Source organism: Streptomyces spongiae (assembly GCF_009377185.1).
Classification (GTDB): Bacteria; Actinomycetota; Actinomycetes; order Streptomycetales; family Streptomycetaceae; genus Streptomyces; species Streptomyces spongiae.
In genome coordinates this window covers 1-13,223 of the sequence record NZ_VJZC01000265.1, presented here as the reverse complement: position 1 = coordinate 13,223, position 13,223 = coordinate 1, and the positions used below count along the sequence as shown (strand labels likewise).

The following is a 13,223-nucleotide window of genomic DNA, read 5'->3' as shown; positions in this document are numbered from 1 at the left end:
GCCCCCAGGGAAGGGACGGGAATGGGTAGGGGCGGCGGGGGCGAAAAACAACAACCGGCTCAGCCGTCGAGTCGTACGACCCGCACGGCCCCCGCGGGCAGCGCCACGCGCCCCGCGGCACGTTCACCCGTCAGCAACTCGGTCCCGTGCCCGTCCAACGGCACTTTGACATCCGAGGAACTGTGGTTGATCGCGAACAGATAGGTGCCCGACTCCCCCACCCGGCGCACCACTTCGACGTCACGCGGAAGGTCGGCCCGCGGCGCGATGCCGGCGTCGTCGGAGGCCCAGCCCAACAGCGCGTCCAGCCCCTGGGCGTCCAACCGGGTAGACACGTACCACGCGGAACCGGCAACCAGATGGTGCCGGGTCACCGCGGGAAGCCCCGCGGCCGGCCCGTCCGCGTACGTCCACACGGTCTCGGCGTCCCGCGGCACCACGAACTCGGTCCACACGTCCCCCGTGAGCTCGGACCCGTCGGGCCCGGTGACACGGACGCTCTGACCGGGCAGCAGCGGCGAGAACTCCTCGACGGTCAGGCCCAGTACGTCCCGAAGCGCGCCGGGGTACGCCCCCTCGTGCACGGCGTCGTGCTCGTCGACGATGCCGGAGAAGTACGAGACGACGAGGGTGCCGCCGTTCTCGACGTACGCGCGGACGTTGCTCCCGGCGGCTTCCGTCATCAGGTACAGCGCGGGAACGACCACAAGGGGATAAGCCGACAAGTCGGCTTCCGGGTGGGCGAAGTCGACCGTGAGATGACGGTCGTAGAGGGCCTCGTAGAAGGAGTCGGCACGCTCGCGGGCGTCGTGGTCCTCGCTGGGGCGCCACGCCAGGTTCTGCGCCCACCAGGAGTGCCAGTCCCACAGCACGGCCACGTCGGCCTGGGTGCGGGTGCCGCGGATCGTGCTCAACGAGTCGAGCGACGCGCCGAGTTCGACGACCTCGCGCCAGACCCGCGACTCGGTGCCCGCGTGCGGCACCATCGCCGAGTGGAACTTCTCGGCGCCGCGCCGGGACTGCCGCCACTGGAAGAACATGGCGCCCTCGGAGCCGCGCGCCACGTGGGCGAGGGAGTTGCGGGCCATCTGACCGGGGGTCTTCGCGGGGTTGCGGGGCTGCCAGTTGATGCCGGACGTGGAGTGCTCCAGCAGCAGCCAGGGGGCGCCGCCCGCGACGGAGCGGGTGAGGTCGGCGGCCATGGCGAGGTTGACGTGGGTACGGCGGCCGTCGGTGATCAGGTAGTGGTCGTTGGTGACGATGTCGACCTCGCGGCCCCAGGCCCAGTAGTCCACGGAGTCGCACTGGCTGAGCGCGGTCATGAAGTTGGTGGTGACCGGGATGCCGGGGGCGAGGCGGTGCAGGATGTCCCGCTCCGCGCAGAAGTTCTCGCGCATGGTCGCGTCGGCGAACCGCTTGTAGTCCAGCGTCTGCCCCGGATTGCCGACCGTGGGCGCGACCCGCGGCGGGTTGATCTGGTCGAAGTCCGTGTAGCGCTGGCCCCAGAAGGCGGTGCCCCAGGCCTCGTTGACCGCGTCGACCGTCTCGTACCTGGCCGCCAGCCAGCGGCGGAAGTGCGCGGCGCAGGAGTCGCAGTAGCAGGCCGAGACCGGGACGCCGTACTCGTTGTGCACGTGCCACATCGCCAAGGCCGGGTGGTCGGCGTACCGCTCGGCCAGCTGAGTGGTGATGGTCGCGGCGGCGGCGCGGTAGTCGGCGTTGCTGTGGCAGATGGCGCCCCGTGAGCCGAACTCGTAGCGCGTGCCGTCGGCGGCCACGGGCAGGGCCTCCGGGTGCGCGCGGTAGAACCACACAGGCGGTACGACGGTCGGAGTTCCCAGGTCGGCGCGTATGCCGTTCTCGTGCAGGAGGTCCAGCAGCCGGTCCAGCCAGTCGAAGTCGTACTCCCCTGGAGAGGGCTCCAGCAGGGCCCAGGAGAAGATTCCGACGCTCACCATGGTGACGCCCGCCTCGCGCATGAGCCGGACGTCCTCGTGCCATACGTTTTCCGGCCACTGCTCGGGGTTGTAGTCCCCACCGAAGGCGAGCCTGGTGAGGCCCGTGGGGGTGGTCTCCGGCATGGATTGTCTCCCGGTTGATCGCTTCTTTGGGAACGTGCACACACAGCGCCGAGCGGCGCGGGCCCAACATAACCGCACAGCAACAACCATTGACAAGTGTCGCGGATGTTTCTCTACTGTGAACGCTCACAGAGCACAGCACACCGCGCATGGCCGGTCTGCTGATCCAACGCCTTCAGGCCCTTGCCAGGGGAGAACACCCATGCAGTTCACGATGCGCCGCCGCCTCGTGGCCACCTCGATCGCCGTCGCCCTCGGCGCCACCACGCTCGCCGCCTGCAGCTCCGACTCCGACGGCAAGGACGCGGCGGACTCCGGGCCGGTCTCCCTCACCTACTGGGCCTGGGCGCCGGGTATGGACAAGGTCGCCGCGATCTGGAACAAGGGGCCCGGCAAGGAGGCAGGCATCCAGGTCACCGTGAAGAAGCAGGCATCCGGCGACGAGCTGGTCACGAAGATCATCACGGCGGCCAAGGCCAAGAAGGCACCCGACCTGGTGCAGGCCGAGTACCAGGCGATACCCACCCTCGTCAGCAACGACGTCCTCGCCGACATCACGGACGAGGTGAAGGGCACGAAGGACAAGTTCGCCCCCGGCATCTGGCAGCAGGTGACCCTGGGCACCGACAGCGCCTACGCGCTCCCCCAGGACTCCGGACCGCTGATGTTCTACTACCGCGAGGACCTCTTCAAGAAGTACGAGCTCACCGTCCCCACCACCTGGGACGAGTTCGCGGAGACGGCCCGCAAGCTCAAGAAGGAGGACTCCTCCAAGGCGCTCACCACGTTCTCCGCCAACGACTCCGGTCAATTCGCAGGTCTCGCCCAGCAGGCCGGCGCGAAGTGGTGGACCACCGAGGGCCAGAAGTGGAAGGTCTCCATCGACGACGCGGCCACCAAGAAGGTCGCCGACTTCTGGGGCGGACTGGTCGAGGAGGGCGCCATCGACAACCAGCCGATGTACACCCCCGCCTGGAACAAGGCGCTCAACACCGGCAAGCAGATCGCCTGGGTCAGTGCCGTGTGGGCCCCGGGCGTGCTGACCACCGGCGCCCCCGACACCGCGGGCAAGTGGGCGATGGCCCCGCTGCCGCAGTGGAGCAAGGGTGAGAACGCCACCGGCAGCTGGGGCGGCTCCTCCACGGGTATCACCAACGACTCGCAGCACAAGGAGGCCGCGGCCAAGTTCGCCACCTGGCTGAACACCGACGAGGAGGCCCTCGCCGCGATGGTGAAGGAGGGCGGTATCTACCCGGCCGCCACCGCCGCCCAGACCGGTGGCGCCCTGTCCAAGGCCCCTGACTTCTTCTCGAACCAGCCGGACTTCTACACCAAGGCCGCCGAGATCGCGAAGACCACCGCGCCCTCCGCCTGGGGCCCCAACGTCAACGTCGCGTACACCACCTTCAAGGACGCCTTCGGCAAGGCCGCCAAGGCCAAGAGCAAGGCCCAGTTCGAGTCCGCGCTGACCGCCATGCAGGACGACACCGTCACCGACATGAAGAAGCAGGGCTTCGAGGTCGCCGAGTGATGTCCGGTACCACCATGAACACCGGCAAGGCGGCGCACGGCTCCGGCCGTGCGCCCCGCGCCCGCAGCCGCACCCGCGCCACCGGAGGAAGCGTGCGGCGCGCCCCGTACGCGTTCCTCTTCCCCGCCGTCGTCCTGTTCCTGCTGTTCTTCGTCCTGCCCATCGGTTACGCGGTCTACCTCAGCCTCCGCAAGGTCGAGGTCAAGGGCCTGGGCCTGGGCTCCGGCGCCCGCAGTGAGGTCTGGACGGGGCTGTCCAACTACACCGCCGCCCTCTCCGACTCCGAGCTGGTCAACGGCGCCCTGCGCGTCCTCGGCTACGGCGCGATCGTCGTCCCGGTGATGCTGGGCTCCGCGCTGCTCTTCGCGCTGATGCTGGACACCGAACGGGTGCGGCTCACCTCGTTCACCCGGCTCGCGATCTTCCTGCCGTACGCCATCCCCGGTGTGATCGCGGCCCTGCTGTGGGGCTTCCTCTATCTGCCGAGCGTCAGCCCCTTCTACTTCCTGCTCGACAAGGCGGGGCTGCCGCAGCCCGACCTGCTGGACGGCGGACCGCTGTTCATCGCGCTGTCGAACATCGCGATCTGGGGCGGAACCGGCTTCAACATGATCGTCATCTACACCTCCCTGCGGTCCATCCCCGTCGAGGTGTACGAGGCGGCGAAGCTCGACGGCTGCTCCCCGTTGCAGATCGCGCTGCGGATCAAGATCCCGATGGTGGCGCCCTCCCTGGTGCTCACCTTCTTCTTCTCGATCATCGCGACGCTGCAGGTGTTCGCCGAGCCGACCACGCTCAGACCGCTGACCAACTCCGTCTCCACCACCTGGAGTCCGCTGATGAAGGTGTACCAGGACGCCTTCGGCAACAACGACATCTACTCGGCCGCCGCCCAGGCCGTGATCATCGCCGTCGCCACCCTGGTGCTGTCCTTCGGATTCCTGCGCGTCGCGAACGCCCGCTCGAAGCAGGAGGAAGCCCGATGAGTTCTCTTGCCGCCCAGAACAGCGCGCGCGAGGCCGCCCCGGCCGCAGGCGCCGCGCCGGGCACCACCCAGGGGCCGCCACCGCGCCGCCGTGTCGCCTTCGTGCCCACCCTCGTCCTGTTGCTCGGGGCCGTGTACTGCCTTCTGCCGGTCGCCTGGGTGGTCATGGCCGCGACCAAGTCGGGCAAGGAGCTGTTCTCCACGCTCACCCTGCTGCCGGGCACGGGGTTCGCCGACAACCTTGCGGACCTGACCGCCTACCGCGACGGCATCTACTGGCAGTGGATGGGCAACTCGGCCCTCTACGCGGGTCTGGGTGCGCTGCTGTCGACCGCGGTCTCCGCCGTCTCCGGCTACGCCCTCGCCGTCTACCGCTTCCGCGGGCGCGAGACCGTCTTCAACATCCTGCTCGCGGGTGTGCTGATGCCGCCGGTCATCCTCGCGATACCGCAGTACCTGCTGCTGGCGAAGGCCGACCTGACGGACTCCTACGCCTCCGTGCTGCTGCCGCTGGTCCTCTCCCCGTACGGGGTCTACCTGGGCCGGATCTACGCCACCGCGGCCGTGCCGGCCGACGTGGTGGAGGCGGGCCGGATGGACGGGGCCGGTGAGTGGCGGATCTTCGCGCGGATCGGGCTGCCGATGATGGTGCCCGGACTGGTGACGATCTTCCTGTTCCAGTTCGTGGCGATCTGGAACAACTTCCTGCTGCCCTACATCATGCTGAGCGACGACGAGAAGTTCCCCATGACGCTCGGCCTCTTCACGCTGCTCGCCCAGGGCAACAGCCAGCCCGCGCTCTACACCCTGGTGATCACGGGCTCGCTGCTCGCGATCGTCCCCCTCATCGCCTTGTTCCTGGTCATCCAGCGGTTCTGGAGCCTCGATCTGCTGTCCGGAGCCGTAAAGTCATGACCATGAGCAACACCGGGGGCCGGCGCAAGCCGCCGACCATTCACGACGTGGCGCGCGTCGCGGGGGTCTCCCGCGGCACCGTGTCCCGCGTGCTCAACGGTGGTCACTACGTGAGCCCGGCCGCCCAGGAAGCGGTCAACGCCGCGATCCGCAAGACGGGGTACGTCGTGAACCGGCACGCCCGCTCGCTGATCACGGGCCGCTCCGACTCGATCGGCTTCCTGCTGACCGAACCGCAGGAGAAGCTGTTCGAGGACCCCAACTTCAACGTCCTGCTGCGTTGTTGCACCCAGGCGCTGGCCGCGCACGACATCCCCCTGCTGCTGATGCTGGCGGGCACGGAGGACGAGCGGCGCCGGATCACGCGGTACATCACGGCGGGCCACGTCGACGGAGTGCTGCTGGTGTCCAGCCACTCCTGCGACCCGGTCGCCGATGAACTGCACGAGGCCGGGGTGCCCGTCGTCCAGTGCGGCAAGCCCATGGGCCTAGGCTCCAAGGTGAGTTACGTGGCCGCGGACGACCGGGGCGGCGCCCGTGACATGGTGCGCCATCTGCTGTCACTGGGCCGCCGCCGTATCGGCGTGGTGAGCGGCCCGCTGGACACCCCGGGCGGTGTCGACCGCCTCGCCGGCTACAAGGAGGTGCTGGGCGAGGCGGGCGTCGAGATCGACGAGCGCCTCATCGTCTCCGGCGACTACAGCCGGGCCAGCGGCGAGGCCGGCGCCGAACGACTGCTGGCCCGGGCCCCGGACATGGACGCCGTGTTCGTGGCCTCCGACCTGATGGCGCAGGGCGCCCTGACGGCACTGCGCCGGGCGGGCCGCCGGGTCCCCGAGGACGTGTCCGTGGGCGGCTTCGACGACTCCGTCGCGGCGACGGAGTCCACCCCCGCCCTCACCACGATCCGCCAGCCCTACGACCGCATCAGCGCCGAGATGGTGCGGGTGCTGCTGGCGCAGATCGGCGGCGACGATCCCGCGGCCGTGATCCTGCCGACGGAGCTGGTGCGCCGAGACTCGACCTGAGGAACTCCGCTTCCTCGCTGACTGAACACGCCCCGACTGAACACCCCCCGGGGGTACGCTCGTAGTCCTTCACGTAGGATCGCCGCGAAGAAGCCGCACAGGTCCGGCTTCCCCAGCGCACGGAGGATCGACGGGTGAACGCGAGCCGTCTCGCACGAGCAGGAGGTGCCCTCGGGCATCTGCTGCTCGTCGTCGTGCTCGCGCTCGGGGTCTTCGTGATGCACACGGTCGGGCATCCGGAGGAACACTCCGGGGCCGCGACCAGCTCCCACTCGGCCGTGGACGTACCCGGCGCGGGCATGGCCGCCATGGCCGCCGCCCATGAGCGGCCGAGTCACACCACGGACTCGTCGCCCACGACCGAACAGCCCGCCATGAGCATGGACATGGCTTCGGTGTGCGTGGCCGTGTTCCTCGGTCTCTGGATGCTCGCCTCACTCGTACGAGCGGCCCTCACTCGTGACGTGGCCCGGACGGTGGCTCTCCTCGCGCGGACACCCGTGGGCCGGCACACCGATCCACCTCCACGCGGCCCTGATCTCACCCAGCTGTCGGTTCTGCGGACGTAGGCCGTACGTCTCCCGCGGGCGCGCACGCACGCGCGGCCCCGCGACATCGACGTACGCCCGAACACACCCAGGAACCCACAGCACGAGGTGACTTCAGCATGACCATGTTCACGCGCGCCCTGCGCCCGAACGCCAAGCCCGCTCGACGTCTGGCGGCCGTCTGCGCCCTGTCCGCCGGAGCCTTGCTCCTCACCGCCTGCGGCGGCGGTGACGACATGGGCGGCATGGACCACGGCGGCGGCAAGAGCTCGGCGTCCGCCGAGGCCGGGTCCGGGTCCGGGGCCGGTTCCGCGAGCTTCAACGACGCGGACGTGGCCTTCGCCCAGATGATGATCCCCCACCACGAGCAGGCCCTCGAGATGGCCCGGCTCGCCGACGGCCGCGCCTCGGACGAGACGATCAAGGACATCGCCGCGAAGGTCGAGCAGGCCCAGGACCCGGAGATCAGGACGATGACGGGCTGGCTGACGTCCTGGAAGCAGCCGACCGCGGTGGAGTCCATGCCCGGCATGGAGCACGGCGGCGACGGGATGATGTCCGAGGCGGACATGACCGGCCTCAAGGCCATGAAGGGCGCGGACTTCGACAAGATGTTCGCGGAGATGATGATCGAGCACCACGAGGGCGCGATCAGCACGGCCAAGGCGGAGCGGGCGGAGGGCAAGAACGCCGACGCCAAGAAGCTGGCCGAGGCCGTCGTCACCACCCAGTCCGCCGAGATCAAGCAGCTCAAGGGCATTCTCGAGCAGCTCTGACGCGGTTGTGACGGTCGGTTCCGGCTGCTCGCCCCGCGGCGGGCGGCCGGAGCCGCGGCCCTCCGGGGGCTGCGGCTTACGGAGGGCGGAGACCGGTCAGGATCAAAGAAGCGGGCACCACTCCCCCGCCCTAGCGTGGAAGTGCGGACGGAATCCCGTCGGCACGGAAGGACCACGCGAGGGAGTGACCATGACCCGTGGCCTCACGACCATCATCTACCCCGTCAAGGACCTCGATCGGGCGAAGGCCCTGTTCAGCGAGTTGCTCGGCACGGAGCCGTACGCGGACTCGGCGTACTACGTCGGCTTCAAGGACGCCGGGCAGGACGTCGGCCTGGACCCGCACGGGCACGCCAAGGGCATGACGGGGCCGGTGCCGTACTGGCACGTCTCCGACATCAGGTCCACCCTGGCGGCCCTTCTGGGTGCCGGGGCCGAGACCCTGCAAGACGTGCACGACGTGGGCGGCGGCAAGCTGATCGCCTCGGTGAAGGACGTGGACGGAAACCTGATCGGGCTGATGCAGAACGCTCCCGCCGAATAACGCGCGGCATCTGTATGTGCCTGCACTAATTGCATGCTCATCGAGCGTTCACATGTCTGTTACCGTGCAGGTATGGCAGCCAACATGGCCGATGTCCGGCTGGAGGACCAGTGGCGGGACATCCTGTCGGTGCACGCGCGCACGATGTGCGAGATCGACCGCGCACTGCATCCGCACGGCCTCGGCGCCAGTGACTTCGAGGTGCTGGACATCCTCACCTCGGGCACGGTCACGCACACCGGTGAGCAGTGCCGTGTGCAGAACATCGCCGACCAGGTCCACCTCAGCCAGAGCGCGCTGTCCCGTCTCATCGGCCGCCTGGAGAAGGACGGCCTGGTGAAGCGGTCGGTCTGCCAGGAGGACCGGCGCGGAGTGTATGTCGTCCTCACCCAGAAGGGCCGTGACCTGCACGCGGAGGTGCTGCCCCTGCAACGGGCCGTGCTGTCCCGCATGCTGCGGGCCCAGCCGACCGCGTGAGGCTCCGCGCGCGACAGCTCCCGCACGGCGACTTCAGCGCAGCAATGTCCTGACGGCCTCGAAGGCCGCCTCCACCGTCGCCGGATCCGCTCCGGGCCTGGCCAGCGCGCTCATCGGGATCGGGGTGACCGGGGGCAGCCCGTCGTACGGGGTCAGGCCGTCCGGTGGCGACCCCACCGAGGCGAGCAGGGCCACGCCCTGCCCCGTGCGGGCGAGGTCCAGGACGCCCGCGAGGTACCCGGCGTCGCCGACGACGGAGGCCGCGACCCCGTGCGCCGCCAGGGTCGCGATGGCCCGGCGGCGGATCGCGCACGGGTCCTCCACGGCGACCAGCGGAACGGGGGCCGGGGCGGCGGGCGGCACCCAGCCGGGCGTGGCGTGCCAAGTCAGGGGAAGCCCGCCGACGGGCGTGCCCTCGGTGGCGGCCGCCTCCGTGACGTAGACGGCGACATCGACGCTCCCCCTCTCCACCGCCTCGACGAGCCGTGCCGAGCGGTCGATGCGGAAGCGCACCCGGCAGCCGGGGCGCACCTCCTGGACGGCCGCCGTGAGCCGGGGCAGGAACTGGTCGGCGGCGTGCTCGGTGGACCCGATGGTGACGGTGTCGCCGTCCACGTCGAGCAGGGCGCGTACGGCCTCGTCGTGGACCGCGAGGATGCGCCGGGCCTGTTCGACGAGCAGCCGGCCCTCGTGGGTGAAGCGGGTGCCCCGACCCTCTCGTTCGACCACGGGGTGACCGAGGGTCTTCTCCAGCCTGCGTACGTGCTGGCTGACCGCGGACTGGCTCAGGGCGAGGGAGCGGGCCGCGCGGTGGAAGCCGCCGCAGTCGGCTATCGCGATCAGGCTGCGCAGGGCCACGATGTCGAGGACGGGTCGGAGCATGCGGTGACCGTAACCGCTGCCGGGCATCGATCGCGATTCCTGATCGGTTTCGATGCGGAATCGTCGTTGGACGCGGTACGGCGCGGCCGGTCATGATGAGCGCATGGTTCCGACGCGTTCTTCCGCTGCCTTTCTGACGCAGCGCCGAGTCATCGACTTCGGCGTGGCGTGCAGCGCGCGCTGTCGCTGATCTCCCGCCCGGTGCCTCGCCACCGTCTCAGCTGATCACGTCGTCCCGTTCCGTGCCGGACGCGTGACAGTCGGTCCCGTCTGCCCTTTTTCCTGCATGTCCTCTGCCCTGAAACGGGAGTTGCCCCCTCATGCCCTCATCCTTCTCCTGGGACGAACCCGAAGGTCTGGCCGCGCGCGGCACGCTGATCGTGCTGGCCGGGCGGGGTGAACACGGCGGTGTGTACGAGCGGTTCGGTCGCCGTCTCGCCTTCGACGCCTACCGGGTCCGCGCTCTCGGCGACCCCGTCGCTGATCCTTCCGTGCTCGACGAGGCGGCCAAGCTGCTGGCCGACGAGGCGCTGCCGGGCCCGAAGGTGCTGGTCGGTTCGGACACGGGCGCCCGGTTCGCCGCCCAACTGGCCGCCGAACAGACCGCGGGTGTCGACGCGCTGGTCCTGGCCGGGCTGCCCACCGGCCGCTGGCACTCGGACGGTTGGGCGGCCGAGGTCGAGGCGCGCACCGCCTGCCCCACCCACCAGGCCCGCCTGACCAACGACCCGGACTTCCGGCGCGGCGTACTCGACGAGGCCACCGAGCTGCCCGAACCGCGCCTCGACCGCGTGCGTGTCCCTGTCCTGGCCCTGCACGGCGAGGAGGACACGGTGAGCCCGCTCGCCCGGGCGCTGGACGCGTACGCGGACCACCCGGGTGTACGGACGGTGACGTTCAAAGGCGGCCGGCACGACGTCCTGAACGACGCCCTGCACCGGACCGTCGCCGCCACGATCGTCCTCTTCCTGGAGCGACTGCGCCTGTCCCCCGAGCTGCCGCTGATCGCGGAGGGCCTGGCATGACCGTCACGACCACTGTCTCCGAGCTCCGCGGGCTGCTCGCCTCCGACCGGGCTCCCGCCCTGCTCGACGTCCGCTGGGCGCTGGGCGATCCGCACGGCCGCGAGCACTACGCCGAGGGCCACATCCCGGGTGCGGTGTACGTCGACCTGGACACGGAGCTGGCCGCGCCGCCGAGCCGGGAGGGCGGCCGGCATCCGCTGCCCGCGATCGCGGATCTGCAGGACGCGGCGCGCAGGTGGGGCATCCGTCAGGGCCAACCGGTCGTCGTCTACGACGACTTGGGCAACACAGCCGCGGCGCGGGCCTGGTGGCTGCTGCGGTACGCGGGGCTCGGACAGGTGACGCTCCTGGACGGTGCGCTCGGTGCCTGGCGTTCGGCCGGGCTGCCCCTGGACGCGGGGCTTCCCGCCGACCCGCCGCCCGGCGACGTCGTCCTGCGGGCGGGCGCCCTCCCCGTCACGGACGACGACGGCGCCGCCGAACTCGCCTCCACAGGACTGCTGTTGGACGCGCGCGCCGCCGAGCGGTACCGCGGTGAGGTGGAGTCGGTCGACCCCCGCGCGGGGCACATCCCGGGCGCGGTCTCCGCTCCCACCGGGGAGAACCTCGCCGCTGACGGGACCTTCCTGCCGGCCGACGTGCTGCGCGAGCGGTTCGCGGAACGGGGTGCCGGAGCGGCGGAACGCGTCGGGGTGTACTGCGGCTCGGGTGTCACCGCCGCCCACGAGATCGCCGCGCTGGAGATCGCCGGATTCGAGGCCGCCCTCTTCCCCGGTTCCTGGTCCGCCTGGTCCGCCGATCCCACACGCCCTGCCGCCACGGGCCCCCTGCCTTCCTGAGAGGAACTCACCCCCGCCATGACGACGAAACCGATCGACGTGCCCGCACACGCGGCACCGCCGGACGACGCCGCCCCGTCACCGCCCCGCCCGGCCGAGGAAGAGCCCGCCGCTCCCCGCGTCACCATCCGCGGAACCGCGAAGTCCGCGCGCCGCCTCACCGTCCCCCGTTCCGTGCGCCGGGCCTCCGGTCCGCTGGGCCTCGTGCTCGCCTGGTTCCTGGCCTCGACCACCGGTGTACTGCCCGAAACCGTGCTCGCCTCCCCCGTGGACGTGGTGAGGCAGGCCGTCGAGCTGACCCGGAGCGGCGAACTGCCCGGTGCCATCGCCGCGTCCGGCCGCCGGGCCGCCACCGGGTTCCTCATCGGCGCGACGGTCGCACTGAGCCTGTCCCTGCTCGCCGGGCTGTTCCGGCTCGGCGAGGACGTCATCGACTCCTCGATGGGCATGTTCCGCGCGATCCCCTGGGTGGGGCTGATCCCGTTGTTCATCGTGTGGTTCGGCATCGAGGAGACCCCGAAGATCGCCCTGGTCGCGCTCGGTGTGACGTACCCCCTGTACTTCAACATCTACGGCGGCATCCGCTCCACCGACGCCCAACTCGTCGAGGCTGCACGAATGATGGGGCTCGGCAGGCTCGGTCTCATCCGGTACGTCATCCTGCCGAGCGCGCTCCCGGGGGCACTCGTGGGGCTTCGGTACGCGCTGTCGACGGCCTGGCTGGCGCTCGTGTTCGCCGAGCAGGTCAACGCCGACGCGGGGCTCGGCTATCTGATGAGCAACGCCCAGCAGTACTTCCGCACGGACATCATCGTGCTCTGCCTCACCGTGTACGCGCTGCTCGGGCTGACCTGCGACTTCGCTGTACGAGTGCTGTCGCGCCGCCTTCTGCGGTGGCGGGCCAACTTCGAGGGTGAGGCGTGACGATGACGACCACGACGACGAACACGACCGTACTCAACAGCGTGGAGATCCGAGGGCTTTCGCGGGCCTTCGACGGCAACACCGTGCTCCATGACCTCGATCTCGACATCCGTGAGGGCGAGTTCGTGGCCCTCCTCGGTCACAGCGGCTGCGGCAAGTCGACGTTGCTGCGGATCCTCGCCGGGCTCGACGACGAGATCGGCGGCGAGGTGACCGTGCCCGTCCGGCGCAGCGCGGCCTTCCAGTCGCCGCGGCTGCTGCCCTGGCTGAAGGTGTGGCGCAACGTCGTCCTCGGACTGCCCGGCCGGCCCGACAGGGCACTGGCGCTCAAGGCCCTCGACGAGGTCGGTATCGCGGAGCGCGCCACGGTGTGGCCCAAGACCCTCTCGGGCGGCCAGGCCCAGCGCGTCTCGCTGGCCCGCGCGCTCGTCCGCGAGCCCGAACTCCTGCTGCTGGACGAGCCGTTCGGCGCTCTGGACGCGCTGACCCGCGGCAAGGTGCAGCAGCTGGTCGCCGAGCTGTGGCAGCGGCACGGCTGCGCGATCCTCCTGGTCACCCATGACGTGGAGGAGGCGCTGCTGCTCGCCGACCGTGTCCTGGTGATGGACGAGGGCCGTATCGCCCACGAGCTCACCGTCGACCTGCCCCGCCCCCGCGACCTGACCGCC

Annotated in this window: 14 protein-coding genes; 12 read left to right on the top strand and 2 right to left on the bottom strand. The window is 70.3% G+C overall.

The features are described from left to right. Positions 1 to 59 precede the first annotated feature (59 nt). The gene (locus tag FNH08_RS29030; protein WP_152774496.1) at positions 60 to 2,081 is read right to left on the bottom strand and encodes a beta-galactosidase; all 2,022 of its coding nucleotides are present in this window, start codon (positions 2,079 to 2,081) and stop codon (positions 60 to 62) included. Between the two features lie 202 nt (positions 2,082 to 2,283). Between FNH08_RS29030 and FNH08_RS29025 the strand changes: the two genes are divergently transcribed. The 8 genes from FNH08_RS29025 to FNH08_RS28990 all read left to right on the top strand — a co-directional run bounded on the left by FNH08_RS29025 (position 2,284) and on the right by FNH08_RS28990 (position 8,885). Further along, positions 2,284 to 3,612 carry an ABC transporter substrate-binding protein gene (locus FNH08_RS29025; RefSeq protein WP_152774495.1) on the top strand — a complete coding sequence of 443 codons (1,329 nt, stop codon included), beginning with the start codon at positions 2,284 to 2,286 and terminating at the stop codon, positions 3,610 to 3,612. Continuing rightward, on the top strand, positions 3,612 to 4,598 hold the full coding sequence (locus FNH08_RS29020; RefSeq protein ID WP_407704475.1) for a carbohydrate ABC transporter permease: 987 nt from the start codon (positions 3,612 to 3,614) through the stop codon (positions 4,596 to 4,598). The genes FNH08_RS29025 and FNH08_RS29020 overlap by 1 nt, the downstream gene beginning before the upstream one ends. After that, positions 4,595 to 5,512: a carbohydrate ABC transporter permease gene (locus FNH08_RS29015; protein WP_152774494.1), complete on the top strand. Its 918-nt coding sequence runs from the start codon at positions 4,595 to 4,597 to the stop codon at positions 5,510 to 5,512. Before FNH08_RS29020 ends, FNH08_RS29015 begins: the two co-directional genes overlap by 4 nt. After that, positions 5,509 to 6,540, top strand: coding sequence for a LacI family DNA-binding transcriptional regulator (locus FNH08_RS29010; RefSeq protein ID WP_152774493.1), 1,032 nt, complete (start codon positions 5,509 to 5,511; stop codon positions 6,538 to 6,540). Before FNH08_RS29015 ends, FNH08_RS29010 begins: the two co-directional genes overlap by 4 nt. 134 nt (positions 6,541 to 6,674) lie before the next feature. Continuing rightward, entirely contained in the window at positions 6,675 to 7,109 is a 435-nt protein-coding gene (locus FNH08_RS29005) for a DUF6153 family protein (protein ID WP_322725653.1), read from the top strand. A gap of 98 nt (positions 7,110 to 7,207) precedes the next feature. Next, on the top strand, positions 7,208 to 7,864 hold the full coding sequence (locus tag FNH08_RS29000) for a DUF305 domain-containing protein (protein WP_152774492.1): 657 nt from the start codon (positions 7,208 to 7,210) through the stop codon (positions 7,862 to 7,864). Between the two features lie 190 nt (positions 7,865 to 8,054). Beyond that, positions 8,055 to 8,408 (top strand): VOC family protein, encoded by a 354-nt coding sequence (locus FNH08_RS28995; protein ID WP_152774491.1) that lies wholly within the window; start codon positions 8,055 to 8,057, stop codon positions 8,406 to 8,408. Positions 8,409 to 8,480: 72 nt separating this feature from the next. Continuing rightward, positions 8,481 to 8,885: a MarR family winged helix-turn-helix transcriptional regulator gene (locus FNH08_RS28990; protein WP_152774490.1), complete on the top strand. Its 405-nt coding sequence runs from the start codon at positions 8,481 to 8,483 to the stop codon at positions 8,883 to 8,885. Between the two features lie 33 nt (positions 8,886 to 8,918). On the opposite strand, the gene FNH08_RS28985 is transcribed toward FNH08_RS28990, so the two are convergent. Further along, positions 8,919 to 9,767 (bottom strand): LysR family transcriptional regulator, encoded by an 849-nt coding sequence (locus FNH08_RS28985; protein ID WP_152774489.1) that lies wholly within the window; start codon positions 9,765 to 9,767, stop codon positions 8,919 to 8,921. Positions 9,768 to 10,087: 320 nt separating this feature from the next. Here FNH08_RS28985 and FNH08_RS28980 point away from each other — a divergent pair, with 320 nt between their 5' ends. The 4 genes from FNH08_RS28980 to FNH08_RS28965 all read left to right on the top strand — a co-directional run. Beyond that, entirely contained in the window at positions 10,088 to 10,792 is a 705-nt protein-coding gene (locus tag FNH08_RS28980) for an alpha/beta hydrolase (RefSeq protein ID WP_152774488.1), read from the top strand. Beyond that, entirely contained in the window at positions 10,789 to 11,631 is an 843-nt protein-coding gene (locus tag FNH08_RS28975) for a sulfurtransferase (RefSeq protein ID WP_152774487.1), read from the top strand. Before FNH08_RS28980 ends, FNH08_RS28975 begins: the two co-directional genes overlap by 4 nt. A gap of 18 nt (positions 11,632 to 11,649) precedes the next feature. Then, complete coding sequence (locus FNH08_RS28970; RefSeq protein ID WP_152774486.1) at positions 11,650 to 12,555, top strand: ABC transporter permease; 906 nt, start codon at positions 11,650 to 11,652, stop codon at positions 12,553 to 12,555. Between the two features lie 2 nt (positions 12,556 to 12,557). Beyond that, positions 12,558 to 13,223, top strand: a 666-nt coding sequence (locus tag FNH08_RS28965; RefSeq protein ID WP_152774485.1) for an ABC transporter ATP-binding protein, incomplete at its 3' end; no start/stop codon positions are given.